This window comes from Prevotella sp. HCN-7019 (genome assembly GCF_037890215.1).
Lineage (GTDB): Bacteria > Bacteroidota > Bacteroidia > Bacteroidales > Bacteroidaceae > Prevotella.
Genome location: NZ_JBBKBO010000008.1, coordinates 124970 through 141512, shown reverse-complemented (window position 1 = coordinate 141512; position 16543 = coordinate 124970). Strand labels below are relative to the sequence as shown.

Annotated in this window: 16 protein-coding genes; 8 read left to right on the top strand and 8 right to left on the bottom strand. The window is 35.6% G+C overall.

Going from position 1 to position 16543, the window contains the following annotated elements:
- Positions 1 to 161 precede the first annotated feature (161 nt).
- The 8 genes from WKT13_RS10875 to WKT13_RS10840 form a co-directional block, all read right to left on the bottom strand.
- Positions 162 to 521 carry a hypothetical protein gene (locus tag WKT13_RS10875; RefSeq protein WP_340323889.1) on the bottom strand — a complete coding sequence of 120 codons (360 nt, stop codon included), beginning with the start codon at positions 519 to 521 and terminating at the stop codon, positions 162 to 164.
- Between the two features lie 59 nt (positions 522 to 580).
- The gene (locus WKT13_RS10870; protein WP_340323888.1) at positions 581 to 2089 is read right to left on the bottom strand and encodes a Y-family DNA polymerase; all 1509 of its coding nucleotides are present in this window, start codon (positions 2087 to 2089) and stop codon (positions 581 to 583) included.
- Positions 2090 to 2285: 196 nt separating this feature from the next.
- A complete protein-coding gene (locus WKT13_RS10865) occupies positions 2286 to 3317 on the bottom strand; it encodes a glycosyltransferase family 2 protein (RefSeq protein ID WP_340323887.1) in 1032 nt (343 codons plus the stop codon).
- Complete coding sequence (locus tag WKT13_RS10860) at positions 3278 to 4762, bottom strand: oligosaccharide flippase family protein (RefSeq protein WP_340323886.1); 1485 nt, start codon at positions 4760 to 4762, stop codon at positions 3278 to 3280. The genes WKT13_RS10865 and WKT13_RS10860 overlap by 40 nt, the downstream gene beginning before the upstream one ends.
- Before the next feature lie 96 nt (positions 4763 to 4858).
- The gene (locus WKT13_RS10855; protein WP_298617964.1) at positions 4859 to 5740 is read right to left on the bottom strand and encodes a nucleoside phosphorylase; all 882 of its coding nucleotides are present in this window, start codon (positions 5738 to 5740) and stop codon (positions 4859 to 4861) included.
- A 19-nt stretch (positions 5741 to 5759) separates the two neighbouring features.
- Positions 5760 to 6935 carry a hypothetical protein gene (locus tag WKT13_RS10850; RefSeq protein ID WP_340323885.1) on the bottom strand — a complete coding sequence of 392 codons (1176 nt, stop codon included), beginning with the start codon at positions 6933 to 6935 and terminating at the stop codon, positions 5760 to 5762.
- A 74-nt stretch (positions 6936 to 7009) separates the two neighbouring features.
- Positions 7010 to 8122: a glycosyltransferase gene (locus WKT13_RS10845; RefSeq protein ID WP_340323884.1), complete on the bottom strand. Its 1113-nt coding sequence runs from the start codon at positions 8120 to 8122 to the stop codon at positions 7010 to 7012.
- Positions 8119 to 9087 (bottom strand): glycosyltransferase, encoded by a 969-nt coding sequence (locus WKT13_RS10840; RefSeq protein ID WP_340323883.1) that lies wholly within the window; start codon positions 9085 to 9087, stop codon positions 8119 to 8121. Before WKT13_RS10840 ends, WKT13_RS10845 begins: the two co-directional genes overlap by 4 nt.
- A gap of 210 nt (positions 9088 to 9297) precedes the next feature.
- On the opposite strand from WKT13_RS10840, the gene WKT13_RS10835 reads away from it, so the two are divergent.
- The 8 genes from WKT13_RS10835 to WKT13_RS10800 all read left to right on the top strand — a co-directional run bounded on the left by WKT13_RS10835 (position 9298) and on the right by WKT13_RS10800 (position 16530).
- Positions 9298 to 10695, top strand: coding sequence for an SLC13 family permease (locus tag WKT13_RS10835; RefSeq protein ID WP_340323882.1), 1398 nt, complete (start codon positions 9298 to 9300; stop codon positions 10693 to 10695).
- Positions 10696 to 10716: 21 nt separating this feature from the next.
- Positions 10717 to 11694 carry a 6-phosphofructokinase gene (gene pfkA / locus WKT13_RS10830; protein WP_298617756.1) on the top strand — a complete coding sequence of 326 codons (978 nt, stop codon included), beginning with the start codon at positions 10717 to 10719 and terminating at the stop codon, positions 11692 to 11694.
- A gap of 135 nt (positions 11695 to 11829) precedes the next feature.
- Positions 11830 to 13359 carry a F0F1 ATP synthase subunit beta gene (gene atpD / locus WKT13_RS10825; protein ID WP_340323881.1) on the top strand — a complete coding sequence of 510 codons (1530 nt, stop codon included), beginning with the start codon at positions 11830 to 11832 and terminating at the stop codon, positions 13357 to 13359.
- Positions 13360 to 13371: 12 nt separating this feature from the next.
- Positions 13372 to 13614: a hypothetical protein gene (locus WKT13_RS10820; RefSeq protein ID WP_298617761.1), complete on the top strand. Its 243-nt coding sequence runs from the start codon at positions 13372 to 13374 to the stop codon at positions 13612 to 13614.
- A gap of 458 nt (positions 13615 to 14072) precedes the next feature.
- Complete coding sequence (atpB, locus tag WKT13_RS10815) at positions 14073 to 15125, top strand: F0F1 ATP synthase subunit A (protein ID WP_340323894.1); 1053 nt, start codon at positions 14073 to 14075, stop codon at positions 15123 to 15125.
- 65 nt (positions 15126 to 15190) lie between these two features.
- Positions 15191 to 15433, top strand: coding sequence for an ATP synthase F0 subunit C (gene atpE / locus WKT13_RS10810; RefSeq protein ID WP_021994474.1), 243 nt, complete (start codon positions 15191 to 15193; stop codon positions 15431 to 15433).
- Between the two features lie 30 nt (positions 15434 to 15463).
- A complete protein-coding gene (atpF, locus tag WKT13_RS10805) occupies positions 15464 to 15994 on the top strand; it encodes a F0F1 ATP synthase subunit B (protein ID WP_340323880.1) in 531 nt (176 codons plus the stop codon).
- Entirely contained in the window at positions 15994 to 16530 is a 537-nt protein-coding gene (locus WKT13_RS10800; RefSeq protein ID WP_340323879.1) for a F0F1 ATP synthase subunit delta, read from the top strand. Before atpF ends, WKT13_RS10800 begins: the two co-directional genes overlap by 1 nt.
- Positions 16531 to 16543: the final 13 nt, after the last annotated feature.

The window sequence follows — 16543 nt, the reverse complement described above, 5'->3', positions numbered from 1 at the left end:
GATCATGTTATATCGGAATAATTCCATAGATGAATATATGGATATTGTATGTGTTTTTGTCGTTTCAGTATTTCTATTCTGAGAATTATTTTTGGAAATATTTTTTATAGTTCGAATGTATCTAAATATATAGTTCTGATTTTTATTATGTTGTAGTAGTGTTATTTATACATGTTTGATGTATTAATATCTATGTCATATATGTGTGTGAAAGGTATTTGTTCTCCATTAGTCAGTATAATGACATTATTAACTTTATCTATTTCTTTTATTGTTGAGTTTATTGTCTTATAACAGCCACCGTTTTTAGTCTTATCTGGTTTGAAGTAAGTTATAGACATACTTGTATGTATGTCTTGTTTATGTAGCATTATTCGTATTTTTCTGTCCAAGATCTCGGCATGATCGTTGTCATATTCTATCAGGCTGGAAGTCTGTCGTGCTGTTTCCCGTATGGCAGATTCGTGACCTGTCAGTGCGGAGAATGGAGCAAACTGTGCTGCACGGTTTTGCATAGACATTTGTGGATGTTTTTTCGAAACATGGTGTGGCAGATTTATTATGTCGTCATAATTGTATTTCATGCTTTGTGTCCTCCAATTTGGTTATTGCGCAGTCGCGCTGTAGATCCATCTTCAAAGTTTAGTCCTTTCAATATGGTGTTTTTCCCATATTTTTTCTTTATCTCAAGTAGTGTTTTTTGTATTCTGCGTTCTTTTTCCCGTTTCGTATTCTCTTCCTGTTTTTCTTTTTCTATCTGTTCGTGATCTTTAAACAGGTCTAGTTCTACTGGTGTAGCTTTTTGGTTGATACTTCTTTCATCTATAACGTGATTTGTAGTAAGATTCAGTCGGCGTATAAGTAGATTTGTATTGACAATTTTGTCATAAAGTTTTGTAGCAGCCTCTGATATTAAGGATGGAGATGATGTAAAACGTCCTATATTGACGGTTCCGTGAGCGTGTTTGGGGATTTTGCGCCCGTAACGGTCTGTCACAATCTCTCCGTGATATGATTCTCTGAAGTATAGATCGTCTATGCTTGCAGTATCGTATCCTATGGTGAGAACTATCTGGTCGGTTACAAGATGTTTATCAAATAGATCTAATGAGGCTGCGTCAGCCATTTCCATTAAGACTACGCGTGCCTTTTTGTAATCGTAAGCGCAATTGAGTACTTGGCCATTGCATAATGAGTTGTTTTCCGGTTTGTATGCTTTTATCATGTCTATAGTACATGGCTCCCAGCCCCAGGCGTGGTCTATCAGCAGTTCTGCATTTACTCCGAATAATCTGTAGAACAGTTCTTCTTTGTCTATGGAATATCTGGCAATCTGTCCCATTGTTCGTATACCGTATTTTTCGAGTTTATGTGCGATGCCACGTCCTACTCTCCAGAAGTCTGTGAGGGGTTCATGGCTCCATAAATTACGTCGGTATGTCATTTCGTCTAGTTCTGCAATTCGTACACCGTCTTTGTCTGCAGGTATGTGTTTTGCAACGATGTCCATGGCTACTTTACATAAATACATATTAGTACCGATGCCTGCGGTTGCTGTGATACCGGTTTGGCTCAGTACGTCGCGTATTATTGTCATTGCAAGTTCGTGGGCTGACATCTTATAGTATTTAAGATAGTTGGTAACATCCATGAACACTTCGTCTATGGAGTAGACGTGTATGTCGTTTTCTGCAATATATTTCAGATATATCTCATATATACGTGTACTATATTTTATGTAATGTGCCATACGTGGTACGGCGATTATATAGTCAGCCTCAAACTCCGGATGCGAGTTTAGTTCGTTGGCAGAAGTGGATTTTCCTGTGAATTTTCTACCAGCAAGTTTTTGTCTACGATCGTTGTTTACTAAGGTTATACGTTGCATTACCTCGAACAATCTGGCCCGTCCGCTTATACCATATTTCTTCAATGATGGCGAGACGGCAAGGCATATTGTCTTTTCTGTACGAGAAGCGTCTGCCACAACAAGATTGGTGGTTAGTGGATTCAGTCCCAATTCCACGCATTCTACAGATGCGTAGAAAGATTTCAGATCAATTGCTATGTAGGTACGTTCTTGTTGCATATTTTTAGCAAGGCAAAGATACGTAAAAAATATATATTTCACAAAAGTGGAGATACATGAAGGCCTGTTTCTTAATTCCTTTCATGTGACAAATAGCTTATGTGTTAGGTTATAAGTAGTATGAAAGGAACAGAAAATCTCGTTGTATATGATATTTACTTGGCTCTGCCTCTGTCGAATAGATAATGTAGGATATTTATTTCTTTAAGGCAAATAATGATTTAAGTAGGAAATATATTTCTTCCTGAATGCGGAACAGATTCCAAGAATATTTAAATGGTATATATCCGAATTTGTATTTTAATGAGCGTGGAAGTTCTTTTGTGTCAATGCTTTTCCATATGTGATGCATGTTTTTTAGTCCGTATATGCATTCTGTTTTAGTTAGTTTGTGTCGGTTGTAGAAATAAAACATGTATGTATCTACAAGTACCAGCCATCTCGTTTTTTCATATAGATTCAGGATGTTGCTTTCAATGTTTAACTTTAGCAATTGATTTCTCATGCTTTCGTTAGCTCTGATATGATCGAAACGTCTTACAGATATTATGTGTGTTGTGGATTCCGGATTTTGAAAATAGTAATACTTTCCTTTACAGCGTCCGACTTTGCGACTGTTGAGATAATGTAGTCGTGTGGTGTTGTCATCACTATAAGTTCTGCATGTCTCGTCATAAGGAAATCTCTTATGAATATCAGCTTTTGTAATATAGCATCCGTGAATCTTCCATGTGAGGCTGGCTGTAAATGCTTCTTTGCCGGTCATTTGGCAGAATGGTGGCATGACATATATTTTTTCCTCGGTTGTAGTACTGTTGTATATCACAACATCAAACAATACGGTGTCAGTATGGACATCTTTCATAAAAACATCCACACTTTGTTGCAGTGCATCTATAGATAACCAGTCATCACTGTCAACAAATGTAATGTATCTTCCTGTTGCTTGTTTAAGTCCCTCATTGCGTGCATGTGCTTGTCCGTGATTTTCTTTTAGTGAAATAACTTTAATGCGCTGGTCTATTGCTGCATATTCATTGAGAATTTTTAAAGAAGCATCTGTAGAGCAGTCGTCAATACATATAATTTGTATATCTTTGAGTGTTTGGCCCAAAAGAGAATCTATGCATCGTCTTATATATTTTGCAGAGTTATATACTGCAACAAGAATAGATACTTGACACATCTTCAGTTTGTAGATTTGAATTTTGATATCAATTTGTTCCAAAACGATGTCTTGCCCTGAAGTATTTTTATGGATATGATAGAGCTTGTAAATATCAGAATTATTCCAATTGTCCAATACGCGATTTTATTGTCAATAAACATTGTAAGCATGGCAACAATTCCTATAGGAAACTGAATTAGAAAGTATCTTATGACAGGCATCGATATAACATATTTATATTTATGGTATGTAAACAGAATTATTATACATACATCAATTATACATGTTGTTGTTATTGCGTATCCTGAGCCGACAAGACCGTAGAAGGTGAAACCAATGATGGTTAGAATTATCACAATAGTGTCATAACTAGCTTCTAAAAACAGATATGCTTTTGAATCTCCTCTTGCCAAAGTTAAATATGCTATAGGGAGTTTTATTGTGCGGAAGTACATGGCAATGATTGTGATTCGTATCATATCTATTATCGGAATGAACTTGTTACTGTATAATAAAGGTAGCAAAATCGGCAAACTTATAATGAATGTCACAAGCATGGGAGAAAGAAGCAGTAGTGACACTTCAATTTGACGATTTATGATTATATTGCGTTTTTTTATATCGGTGTTTACTGCAGATAGTCTTGGAAAGAAGTCTGTTTCCATTGCTGTGAAAACCATACCGGCATATACCATTGTCATCATATAACCGGCATTATATAGTCCGACGGTATCGAGAGATGATGTAGTGTTGAGAAATGATCGTATGATGAAATCTGCACCACTTCCAAAGATACCGGCAATGACAAATGCAGAGCCAAGTCTTACCATGTAATACCCTTTTTGCAATGTTTCTTTTTTCATTGATATGTTTAGAGGAAACAGTTTATAAGACGTACGTATCGTAAGTAGCATCTGTGCAAAAGAAATTATGATAAGAGATGGAATTATGCCTGATTCACCGAAAATATAGTATATTGGAATAGATGTTATAAGGGCAATAATAACGTTTATTATGGATATTTTTGCGAGAGCATTAAGATGTCCAGTTCCTTTCATAATTGCGGTTTCTCCCCCCGTGATCGCCATAAGGGCAACTATAGGTGAGAGACATATGAAATGTATTCTGTGGTCACCCCATGTGAATGTGAAGGTATTTAACAGTGGACTTGCCAGAATACACAATACCATGCCGGCAACAGCCGTGATAAGGCTCCATGAGCGTATCATACTTATGGTATTGGATATATTGATACTATCTTTACTTTCGTATGATTCAGCTATGTTTTTAACGGCACTCATTGAGATTCCAAGGTTTGTCGTGTTGGACACAAGACTTATTGTAGAATTGAACAATGATATAAGTCCCATACCTAATGGACCTAATATCAAGGCGACAAACTTGTTGCGGACAAGGGCTATAAGAAGATTGAGAAACTGTATGCCACCAAACAGTCCTGTATATTTCAGAATGTGTGAATAGCTGTTTTTACTGTTTCTGCTCATTTATTAAGAAATAATCAATATAATGACAGTATAAAACAAGTTTTCATTATTAGGAAATGGTTTATTTGTATACTGTCATTATTATGTAGATGTATTTTATATGCGGTCTAATACTTTTGTTATCAAGTCGTCAATTTTATTTTTATAACCAGTATTGGCCTCTTTGGCATATCTGTTAGCAATTACCATACATACTGTTGTTGCCTTATGCCCCATAAGTCGTGCAAGACCAGCAAGAGCCGAACTTTCCATTTCAAAATTGGTTATGCACATTCCATCATATCTGAAACTTTCTATTTTTTCATTCTGATTGGGATCAGCTAAAGGCAAACGTAATTGTCTACCTTGTGGTCCAAAAAAGCCTCCGCATGCAACCGTTATACCTTTTATCATATCATTCCCAGAAATTCGATCTGCCAGTTCCTTGTCTGAGTTTATTGCATATGGAGCAGGTGCACACATATTACCACTCCATCCAAGATGGTTTAATAATGCACGTTCTAATTTTAGATCGCAGACTGCGTTACGGCCTGCATAAAAATTTAAAAGACCATCAAAGCCTATGGATTTTTCGGAGCAAATGTATGTTCCAATTGGTGTGTGGGGTTGCAATCCTCCGCAAGTGCCGATGCGAACGATTTCTAGTTCTGTAAAATTTTCTTTTTCCTGACGGCTATTGAAATCAATATTAGCAAGTGCGTCAATTTCATTCATTACGATATCAATGTTATCACAGCCAATACCTGTTGATGTTACAGTAATGCGTTTATTGTTGTAACGCCCTGTAATAGAACGAAACTCTCTACTTTCGACCTCACTTTCTATTTCATTGAAATGAGATGCTACTAATGAAACACGTCCGGGATCTCCAACCAATATTATTTTATGGGCGAGTTGTTCCGGTTTAATATGCAGATGGAATATACTACCGTCTGCATTTATAATAAGTTCAGATTCTTCAAAAAATTTCTTTCCCATAATAATATATTTAAGAGGATTATTTTTTTATTTGTTCATTCTCGCTTTTTCTCAGTTCTTTTATTTCATTTTTTATAGAAAGTATGAGATTTTCTTGAGATTTTTCTGCGTTTAAAATCTGAGAAGAAAGGCTATTCTGTTCTGTTTTTGTGGCATGGTGATATTTTGAACGTAATTGCTCTAATTGTTCGTTTGTGTTATCTAGTTGTTTCTGTTTTTTTATGATACTTTGATACTGTTGTTTGTTTTTTTCAGATGAGAAATTGCTTAAATCGGTATATTCAACGTCATCGTTTAGAATAAAACATATGGAAGATTTTGTGGTTTTTTCTTTTGTTGCCCTAGAAATAGCTTTTTGAACTTTAGACATTGCTTGTTGTCTTGATTCTGTAGAGTCCCATGTGTCTTTTATACTTGTAATAGCTGCATAGTTGCGAAGTGTTTTTTCATCAATATCGCTATTATAATTCTTTCGTGTAGATGTTAATGCAATTGTATAAATACATATTTTTCCTTCTGGTTGTCTTCTGCTGCTGGCAAACCAGGCAATCCCGTCCGTATCGTCCTCAATATATAAAATATCGTCTTTATCAGAATTAAATGGAAGACCGATATTTTCTGCTTTTAGGAATTTACCAGTTTCTGTATCATAACTTGTAACATAAATGTCATATCCCCCAAGTCCTTCCTCTGATTTTGCTGCAAAATAAAGTGTTGCGCCGTCAGATGTCATGTATGGGTAATTTATTTCGGTAAATGGTATATCAAATCCCTCAAGAAGTTGTGGAGAACCCCATTGTCTGTCATTCAGCTTGTCTCTTGTGTATAGTCTGTATGTGCTGTCTGCAGACATTTCGGAATAAAAACATTTATTACCAAATCCATTTACATAAACATATGTATCGGTTTCTTTTTGAGTATTGAAAAATTTGTTGTATGGTAGTATCGTGCCATAGTCTTTAGGAAAAGGTATTGCATTTAACACCTGGCTGTAATTAACAACAATACTGTCTATTATAAATACTTTTTGAGTATTTGGAAGCATCTCTTCATATAGAATGCTTGCCATATCTGCGGCAGTATTTTCAATATCTGTCGTCTTAGTTTTGTTTGGTTGTTTTGTTTTACGCACTTGTGATAATACACATAATGTAATGAATGATGCTATGATCAGTAAATATATCCTTTGTTTCATTGGTTATTATCGGAATTTATACAGAACAAAGATAAAAAAAAAAAAGTAAAGAGAATACGTTTTTAACGTATTTTTTATTGCGTTATTTTATTATAAAGAGACTCGTATTGTTGTGCGACTTTTATATAATCATGGTGTTTTTTTATATATTCTATACTTTGTTTTTTCAATATTGGAATTAATTCGGGATGTAATATAAGTCTTTCGAGGCTTTCATAAACACTATTATAGTTGGGTAGAACGTTTATTATTGGTTTTAATCTGTTTTCATTTAATATTTCATAATTTTCGGGTTCTCCTCCACCTACACATATAATTCCTTTTGCCATTGCTTGCAGAGCATTCATGGCTGGTGTGTAACTATATAGTTGATCAAGTAGGATGTCTGAATCTATCATTAGTTTTACATATTGTTTGAATGGGATTGATTCAGCCTTTATCAGTTCTACTTTATTGCTATATTTTTTAGATATCTGTTCTGCTGCTTTTAGCATGATGTCAGTACCTTTATATTCATTTCTAGTTTTGTTGATACCAATAAATATTTTTATGCGGTTGTAAACAGATTTATTTTTTATATATGTATTGCATTGCCCGTGTTCTAATTTTATAGGAAATGGTATGAATGTGGTTTTATCGGAATAATACGGTTTATAGCATATATAATATTCATAAAGACCAGTAACAATTGAATCACAGTCGTTTGCTATATATTTATTTAGATGTTCTTTTGGGGTTCCAAGCCAATCTTGTCGTTCTTTTATTGCATCTTTATTATTACGGAGGTGTGTGCCGATATTGAAATCACTATATCTTAAAGGCATCGTGTCACAACATGTCTTAACCCAATAATAGTCCATTCCAAAGCCACAAAGAATAATTTTTTTATTATGACTTCTTAAATACTTATATATTGGAAATATCCACTTCGCTTTTATTTCAAAAAACATAGGATTGATGATTTGGACGATGTCATATCCTGTCATTTTAGGAAGAAGTTTTATAAGTTTCATTGTGTAGATCATTCCTCCTATTTTTGAGTTTGTTCTTGTTAGTGAAATATCACGATTGTAATTTTTCCAAAAATCACCGTTGGATAAAACTGTCACAGTGTGTCCAAGATGTCTCAGCCCTTCCGCTAATGTCCAGTGTACATTGCTGTACTCGCCAATTAAAAGAATTTTCATTTTGTTGTAATAGTAAATAATATATTGCGTAGAGTCTTGTTGTTTATAATTTTTCTAAAACACATGTATTTTTTTGTGTAATCTTTGTCTGATAAAGGAAATAATTGATGATTTTCAAGACGGTTTATCGCATTGTTTAAATATTTGCGATCGTGTGTAAGATTTATTATATTATATATATAATCCATTGATAATTGTGAAATTCGTCTCATTAGAGCCGGTTTGTCTGTCTCAGGGATGGTGTCCAATAATGATTGTAAATGGAATATAACATTTTCAAAATCGGCTAAACGTTTATAGATGTGGAATTTTTCTTTATTGTTGATTATCGAATTGTTGCGTTTCCGATAATAGTACGCTTCTGCATTGGTTGAGATGACTGTTTCAGCCCTTAAGAAAAGTTGCGGCGTGAAATCTTCATCTTCATGTGTTATACCGTATTCAAATCTCAAATCCCCCAAAATATCCGTTCTAAATATATAGCTCCAGACAGAAGCTCGTAAATTATTATTTTTCATATATATACTTCCACTAATCGGTTTGGAATATGAAAACGGTGTTGCTGTCTTTATTTTATCAGTGCTTTTAAAAATAACGATGTCTGGAGCGTTATAACGCACAATATCAAGACAGTGCTCATATGGAACAGGGATTATAAAATCATCTCCGTCAATAAAATGGATGTATTTGCCTGAGGCAATTCTTATGCCAATGTTGCGAGCTGCAGAAAGACCGTGATTCTTTTGACGAATATATATTATATTGTCTCTTATATCTGTTATCTCATTTATAAAAGAAACGTCGGAGCCGTCATCTACTAGGATTATCTCCCGTTCTTTTAAACTCAGAGAAAGGGAAAGTAGATGCTTGATGCAATCTTTTACCATTTCTATTGGTAGGTTATATGATGTAATAATGAAACTAATTAAGGGCTTGGAAAGTTTGGGTAATTGTATTTTATTCATTGTAGTTTAATGAAATAATTTTACTAAGATATATTTTTATTTCTGCAAATATAAATAAAATATATGACTAAGGTGTGGTTTTATATAAAAACATGATTGGGGCTACGATGATAGGCTTTTGGATTGTACTGTTAAACGTGTTAAATTTGTCAGATCCGGTTTTGCAGATTAAATATATAATGCGTATCTTTGCAAATATATTTTCAGTTTATGACAATCGTTATTGTTACCATATTGTTTGTGGGTTTTTGCTTGATTTCAACAGAAAGACTTACAAATATAAATAAAACAGCAGTGGCTATATTTATAGGCACGTTGGGATGGATGTTGTATATTGGTAATGGCAGGGAATATATAATGGAACAGCATCCAGAAGAATATATGATTTTTTTAGGAGGAGAATCTTCTTCTGGAAGCATGATAAAACAGTTTATTGCTCAAAATATATTTCTTAAATATGTTGGCAAAGCTTCGGAGATAGTTCTATTTATTCTTGCGACCATGACAATTGTTGAGATATTACAAAACAACGGCTGTTTTGATTTTATATCCCAATATCTGCGTACTCACAATAGTAAGAAAATGTTGTGGGTATTATCGGTGTTTACTTTTGTCTTATCTGCTAATTTGGATAATTTAACATCGACCGTAATGGTGTTAACAATGATGCATGCTGTTGTGAGAAACCGTAGGCAACGAATGCTTCTTGGATGTGCTGTTGTTATCTCTGCAAATTGTGGAGGTATGTTAACGGTTATTGGCGATCCAACAGGTTTGGTCTTGTGGAATAACGGATTGGTAACAGCTACAAATTATTCTTTATCTCTGGCATTACCTTGTTTGGCTGCTTGGTGTCTGCCTGTCTGGTGGATTGGTCGTTCTTTACCAGAACGTCTTGATACGGAATGGATAACAATGCCATATCGTGGAGATGACGCAAATTTGAAGGTGTGGCAAAAAGTACTTATGTTTGTTGTTGGTATTGGCGGACTGTGGTTTATACCGACATTTCATAATATAACAAAATTAAGTCCTTTTATTGGAGCTTTATGTGTCTTGGCCATATTATGGGTTGTTAATGAAATTGTTAACAGAAGATCTATTGATACATCCGATATCGTACAAAGGCGTGTTCCACGTGCACTTCAATATGGTGTTATCCAAATGATATTGTTTGTTATGGGGATAATGCTTGTTGTGGGTGTTGTACGCGAAACTGGAGCAATAGCTGATTTTACGTCATTTTTAGATAAAAACATTAATAATATTTGGGTGATTGGATTTTTCTCAGGTGTTGTAAGTTCGTTTTTGGATAATTTTGCTACAGCAATGAGTATGATCTCTCTCCGTGAAGTAGATATTATGACACCATTTCAATTTATGATACCTAATGAAGTTTCTCCTTATATACAGAATGGGCTTTATTGGAAGGTTATAGCTTATGCATCTGCTGCTGGTGGTAATATTCTTTGCTCTGGCTCAATGAGTGGACTTGCACTTATGAAAATGGAACGGTTGCATATTGGCTGGTATGTTAAAAATATAAGTTGGAAGGTCGTGGCAGGATTTTTATTGGGATTTATAATAATGATGATTTTATGTATATAAAATATTTATATTGGTATAATTATGGCAAAGATTAATACTATCGGAGTTTTGACATCAGGTGGTGATGCACCAGGCATGAACGCGGCGATACGTGCAGTAACGCGTGCAGGAATCTGTAATGGTTATAAAATAAAGGGTATATATCGCGGATTCGCAGGTCTGATTAATGGGGAAATCGAAGATTTTACAACAGAGAATGTGAGTGGAATAATCATGTCTGGCGGTACAATCCTGAAAACAGCTCGTTCAAAAGAATTTCTTACTCCAGAGGGAAGACAAAAGGCTTATGAAAATCTTGTGGCAAATGATATTGACGCTCTTGTTGTAATAGGTGGTAACGGCTCTCTTACAGGAGCAATGTTGTTCGCTCAAGATTATGATTTGTGTTGTGTAGGTCTCCCTGGTACAATTGATAACGATTTGTATGGAACAGATTCTACTATAGGATATGATACAACATTGAATACAATTGTAGAATGTGTGGATAGAATACGAGATACTGCTCAAAGTCATGAACGTATATTTTTTATTGAGGTTATGGGTAGGGATGCAGGCTTTTTAGCGCAAAATAGCGCGATTGCAAGTGGTGCAGAAGCTGCGATTATTCCAGAAGATTCTACTGATGTTGATCAATTGTCACGATTCATGGAACGCGGAATAAGAAAGTCTAAAAAAAGTTGTATAGTAATAGTTTCTGAAAGTCCTAAATGTGGTGCATTATATTATGCTGATCGTGTAAGAAAAGAGTTCCCGCAGTATGATGTGAGGGTTTCTATATTAGGCCATTTACAACGTGGAGGTCGTCCTAGCGCTCATGATAGAATCCTAGCGTCAAGAACTGGAGTTGGTGCTATTGAAGCGATTATGCAAGGACAAAGAAATGTTATGGTTGGTGTTAGGAACAATGAGGTTGTTTATGTTCCACTTAGCGAGGCTATACGCAGTGATAAACCATTTGATCGTAAACTTATAAAGGTTCTTGATGAGTTAAGTATATAATATATTTCAGATTATTAGCTAAATAGCTATATTAATGTTCTTTAGGTAAGATTTAGGCGATATAATATAGTAAATGCGGAAATATTTTTTATCTTTGCATACGAAATAAATAAATAATATAAAACAACAATATATATGGCACAGATTATTGGGCATATTTCTCAAATAATAGGACCTGTTATAGATGTTTATTTTGATACAAAAGGGCAGGAGTCGGAGAAGGTGTTGCCGAAAATATATGATGCATTAAAAATAGATAGAGGAGATGGCCGTGAATTAATCGTTGAAGTTCAACAGCATATTGGTGAGGATACTGTACGCTGTGTGGCTATGGATAATACAGATGGCTTGAAACGTGGTATGGTGGCAGTTCCCCAAGGTTCTCCTATAAAAATGCCTGCTGGCGATCAGATAAAGGGTCGAATGCTGAATGTGATTGGACAACCTATTGATGGTATGAAACAATTGGATATGGAAGGTTCCTATCCAATTCATCGTGAGGCTCCGCAATTTGAAGAACTTTCTACTCGAAAAGAAATGCTCGCAACTGGTATTAAGGTGATAGATCTTCTTGAGCCTTATCTTAAGGGAGGCAAAATTGGATTGTTTGGTGGTGCAGGAGTTGGAAAGACGGTATTGATTATGGAGCTTATCAATAATATTGCTAAGGGACATAATGGATATTCTGTTTTTGCCGGAGTTGGTGAACGAACTCGTGAGGGAAATGATCTTATTCGTGAAATGATTGAGTCTGGCGTCGTTCGATATGGAGAAAAATTCAAAAAAGCTATGGCTGAAGGTAAATGGGATCTTTCATTAGTGGATCCAGAGGAACTGAAAAAGAGTCAAGCTACTTTGGTTTATGGTCAGATGAACGAACCGCCTGGAGCTCGTGCTTCTGTAGCACTTTCTGGCTTGACGGTTGCAGAAGAATTCCGTGATAATGGTGGACAGAATGGTGGCGCAGCGGATATATTGTTCTTTATTGATAATATATTCCGTTTTACTCAAGCAGGCTCAGAGGTTTCGGCCTTGTTAGGTCGAATGCCTTCAGCTGTTGGTTATCAACCTACGCTTGCGAGTGAAATGGGTGCCATGCAGGAACGAATAACCTCAACCAAAAAAGGATCTATCACTTCTGTGCAGGCTGTTTATGTGCCGGCTGATGACTTAACGGATCCTGCACCTGCAACAACATTTACACATTTGGATGCAACTACAGAACTTTCTCGTAAAATAACAGAACTTGGTATTTATCCGGCTGTAGATCCTCTAGGAAGTACATCTCGTATACTTGATCCATTGATTGTTGGTAAGGAACATTATGAGTGCGCACAGCGTGTGAAAGAAATATTACAGCGTTATAAGGAATTGCAGGATATAATTGCTATCTTAGGAATGGATGAATTGTCCGATGAAGATAAGCTGACTGTAAATCGTGCTCGTCGTGTCCAAAGATTCCTGTCGCAGCCATTCACCGTTGCTGAACAATTTACTGGTGTTCCTGGTGTGATGGTCTCAATAGAAGATACTATAAAAGGATTTAATGCAATTCTTGATGGTGAGGTTGATGATCTACCAGAACAGGCGTTCTTGAATGTAGGTACTATAGAAGATGTAAAAGAAAAAGCGAAGAGACTATTGGAGGCGGCTAATGCTAAATAATCAGGAATTGATATGAGTTTAAAGTTAAAGATAGTATCTCCGGAAAAGATTGAGTATCTCGGACTTGCGGATAGAGTTCTTGTACCAGGAACATCTGGAAAGTTTGAGATACTTACCAATCATGCACCAATTATTTCTTCTTTAGAAGAAGGGGATGTTGAATTTTCTTACGAAGATGATGTAAAAAAATTGCACATCCATGGTGGATTTGTTGAGGTACAGAAGAATGAGGTCTGTCTGTGTGTTGAGATTTAATAAAAATGTTAGGAAACCTCCATATGATGATGGATGATATAAAAAAGTTAAGCAAATGTTATCTTAGGCAAGGTATAATACTTGTTGCTGGAATGTTTTTCATTTCCTTGATAATAATGAGAGTTTGGAATTTATATGTGATATCAAATCCATTAATTGTCAGTACTATATTTTCGCTTTTGATAGTTTTTGCAGAGGCAATAATATGGAAGAAAATCGCAGAAAAGAATTCTCAGAGCTTAACAAATTTTTATACAGCAGTTTCCGGATTCAGAATGTTGCTTGCTTTGGCTACCATGTTGGTATATTACATAATAGTGGGACGCGAAGCAATGTTGACTTTTTTCTTGGTATTTATAGCATTTTATTTCGTGTTGTTGGTACATCATGCAATATATTTTGCTAAGGTATCAAATAAATCCTGATTCTTCGAAAATATGTTTATGAATAGATTTAAAATGAGACGTATTAAGTCAATATTATTATTGTTGTTGGTTTTTATGCCAATATGTACTTTGTCTGCAAAAGAAAGTGCAAAAAATGAGGAAGGACTTAATATTCCGGAGATTGTATTGGAACATCTTTCGGATTCGTATGAATGGCATATTGCAACATACAATGATAATCATATTAGTATTCCTTTACCAATAATAATACGAAGTGGGGCAACTGGTGTATGGCATTTCTGTACTATTCATAGCCTTCCTGATAATTTCTATTTCAATAAAGAAATGCATGGAAAGATATATGAAACGTTACCGAATGGAACATCTGTAAGACCACTTGATTTGAGTATTACTAAAACGGTTGCTCAAATATGGATTGTGGTTATTGTACTCATTATTATATTTTCATATTGTGCACGTTGGTACAAAAAACATAATGAACGAAGTGAGGCGCCTTCTGGTTTTGTTGGTATGATGGAATTGCTGATAACAACAATAAATGATGATGTCATAAAGCCATCAATAGGTGAAAAGCATTATCAAAAATATTCGCCTTATTTGCTAACAGTTTTCTTTTTCATATTGACAGCTAATGTCATGGGCCTGATTCCATTTTTTCCAGGAGGAGCAAATGTTACAGGAAATATAAATGTGACATTCTTTTTGGCGCTATGTACAATGATCGCCATAAATCTTTTTGGAAACAAGCATTATTGGAAGGATATCTTTTGGCCTGATGTGCCGCTTTTTCTTAAGGCCTATCCTGTTGCAGTTATGCCTGTGATAGAATTATTTGGTGTATTTACGAAGCCGTTTGCATTAATGATCCGTCTGTTTGCAAATATAATGGCAGGACATGCAGTGATTTTAAGTTTCACTTGTGTAATATTTTTGGGCTGGTCTATGGGAGTTGGTTATGGACTAGGACTTAATGCCTTGAGCATTATAATGCTGCTTTTTATGAATTGCTTGGAATTATTGGTCGCATTCATACAAGCTTATGTATTTACACTGCTTAGTGCGGTATTCATAGGTCTTGCTCATGTCGAGCATGTTTCAGAATAATGAGTTTACATAAATAATTAAATATAAAACAATAATTACATTAAAAAATAAACAAATTTAGAGTTATGATTATTTCAACTTTATTGGCTGCAGAAGGTCTGGCACAGCTGGGCTGCGGTCTCGGTGCAGGTATCGCAACAATTGGTGCAGGTTTAGGTATTGGCAAAATCGGCGGTAGTGCAATGGATGCCATTGCCCGTCAGCCGGAAGCAACAGGTAAGATTCAGGGAAACATGATTTTGACTGCTGCTTTTGTTGAGGGTTGTGCTCTTTTTGCTATTGCAGCATGTGCATTCCTTATTAAGTAAAGATATAAATCAGTTAATTTTATACAGCAGATGGATTTTAGTAAATTGCCAGCAATATTGACACCTGATCTGGGACTGATATTCTGGATGACGCTAGCTTTTCTGGTTGTATTTTTTGTCGTAGGCAAAATGGGCTTCTCTACGATTGTCAAGATGGTGAATGAGAGGAAACGCTATGTTGACGAAAGTTTAGAAAAGGCTCATGAGGCATCTCTGCGATTGGAAAATATAAAACAGGAAGGTGAAAGCATACTTCGTGAAGCCCGTATCAGGCAGGCAGAATTGCTTAAAGAAGCTGCTGCAACTCGTGACCAAATTTTGCAAGATGCCCGTGAAAAGGCACATAAGGAAAGTGAGCGCATGATAAATGAGGCGAAAGCCGAAATTGAAAATGAGAAAGTGGCCGCGATAAGCAGCATTCGTAAGCAAGTCGCGTTGCTCAGTGTGGGTATTGCAGAAAAAGTTTTGCGCAATAACTTGACTGACGATAAAGCGCAAATGGTTCTGATTGACCGCATGCTGGATGAAGTTTCTGTATCAGATAATAAGAATTTCCAATAATGGACATCGGAGTTATATCTGTGAGATATGCACGGGCTCTTTTGAAAGCAAGTATTGATGCTGGAGTTGAGGAGAATGTATATTCTGATATGCAAATTCTTGCGCAGAATTATATTACTTTGCCTGAATTAAGAACAGCTATAGACAATCCTATGCTTTCAAAAGAGCTTAAGGAACAGTTGCTAATAGCTGCAACTGGAAATAGTCCGTGTAATATCACACGTTCGTTTCTCAGCCTTGTGCTGAAAGAGGCCAGAGAAAGTATTTTACAATTCATGGCTAATTCGTATGTAACTCTCTACAGAAAACAGAAAAATATTATCAGTGCAAAACTCATCACTGCCGCTAATGTTACAAAATCTGTTGAGGACAGAATGCGGCATCTGGTAGAGAGCAAGACTAATGGAACTGTGCAATTCGAGACAGCCATCAATCCGGAATTGATAGGTGGATTTATTCTTGAATATGATACATATCGTATGGATGCAAGTTTGAAAACCAAACTTAATACAATATTGGCACAGTTGAGTAACTAATTATTAAGCATTA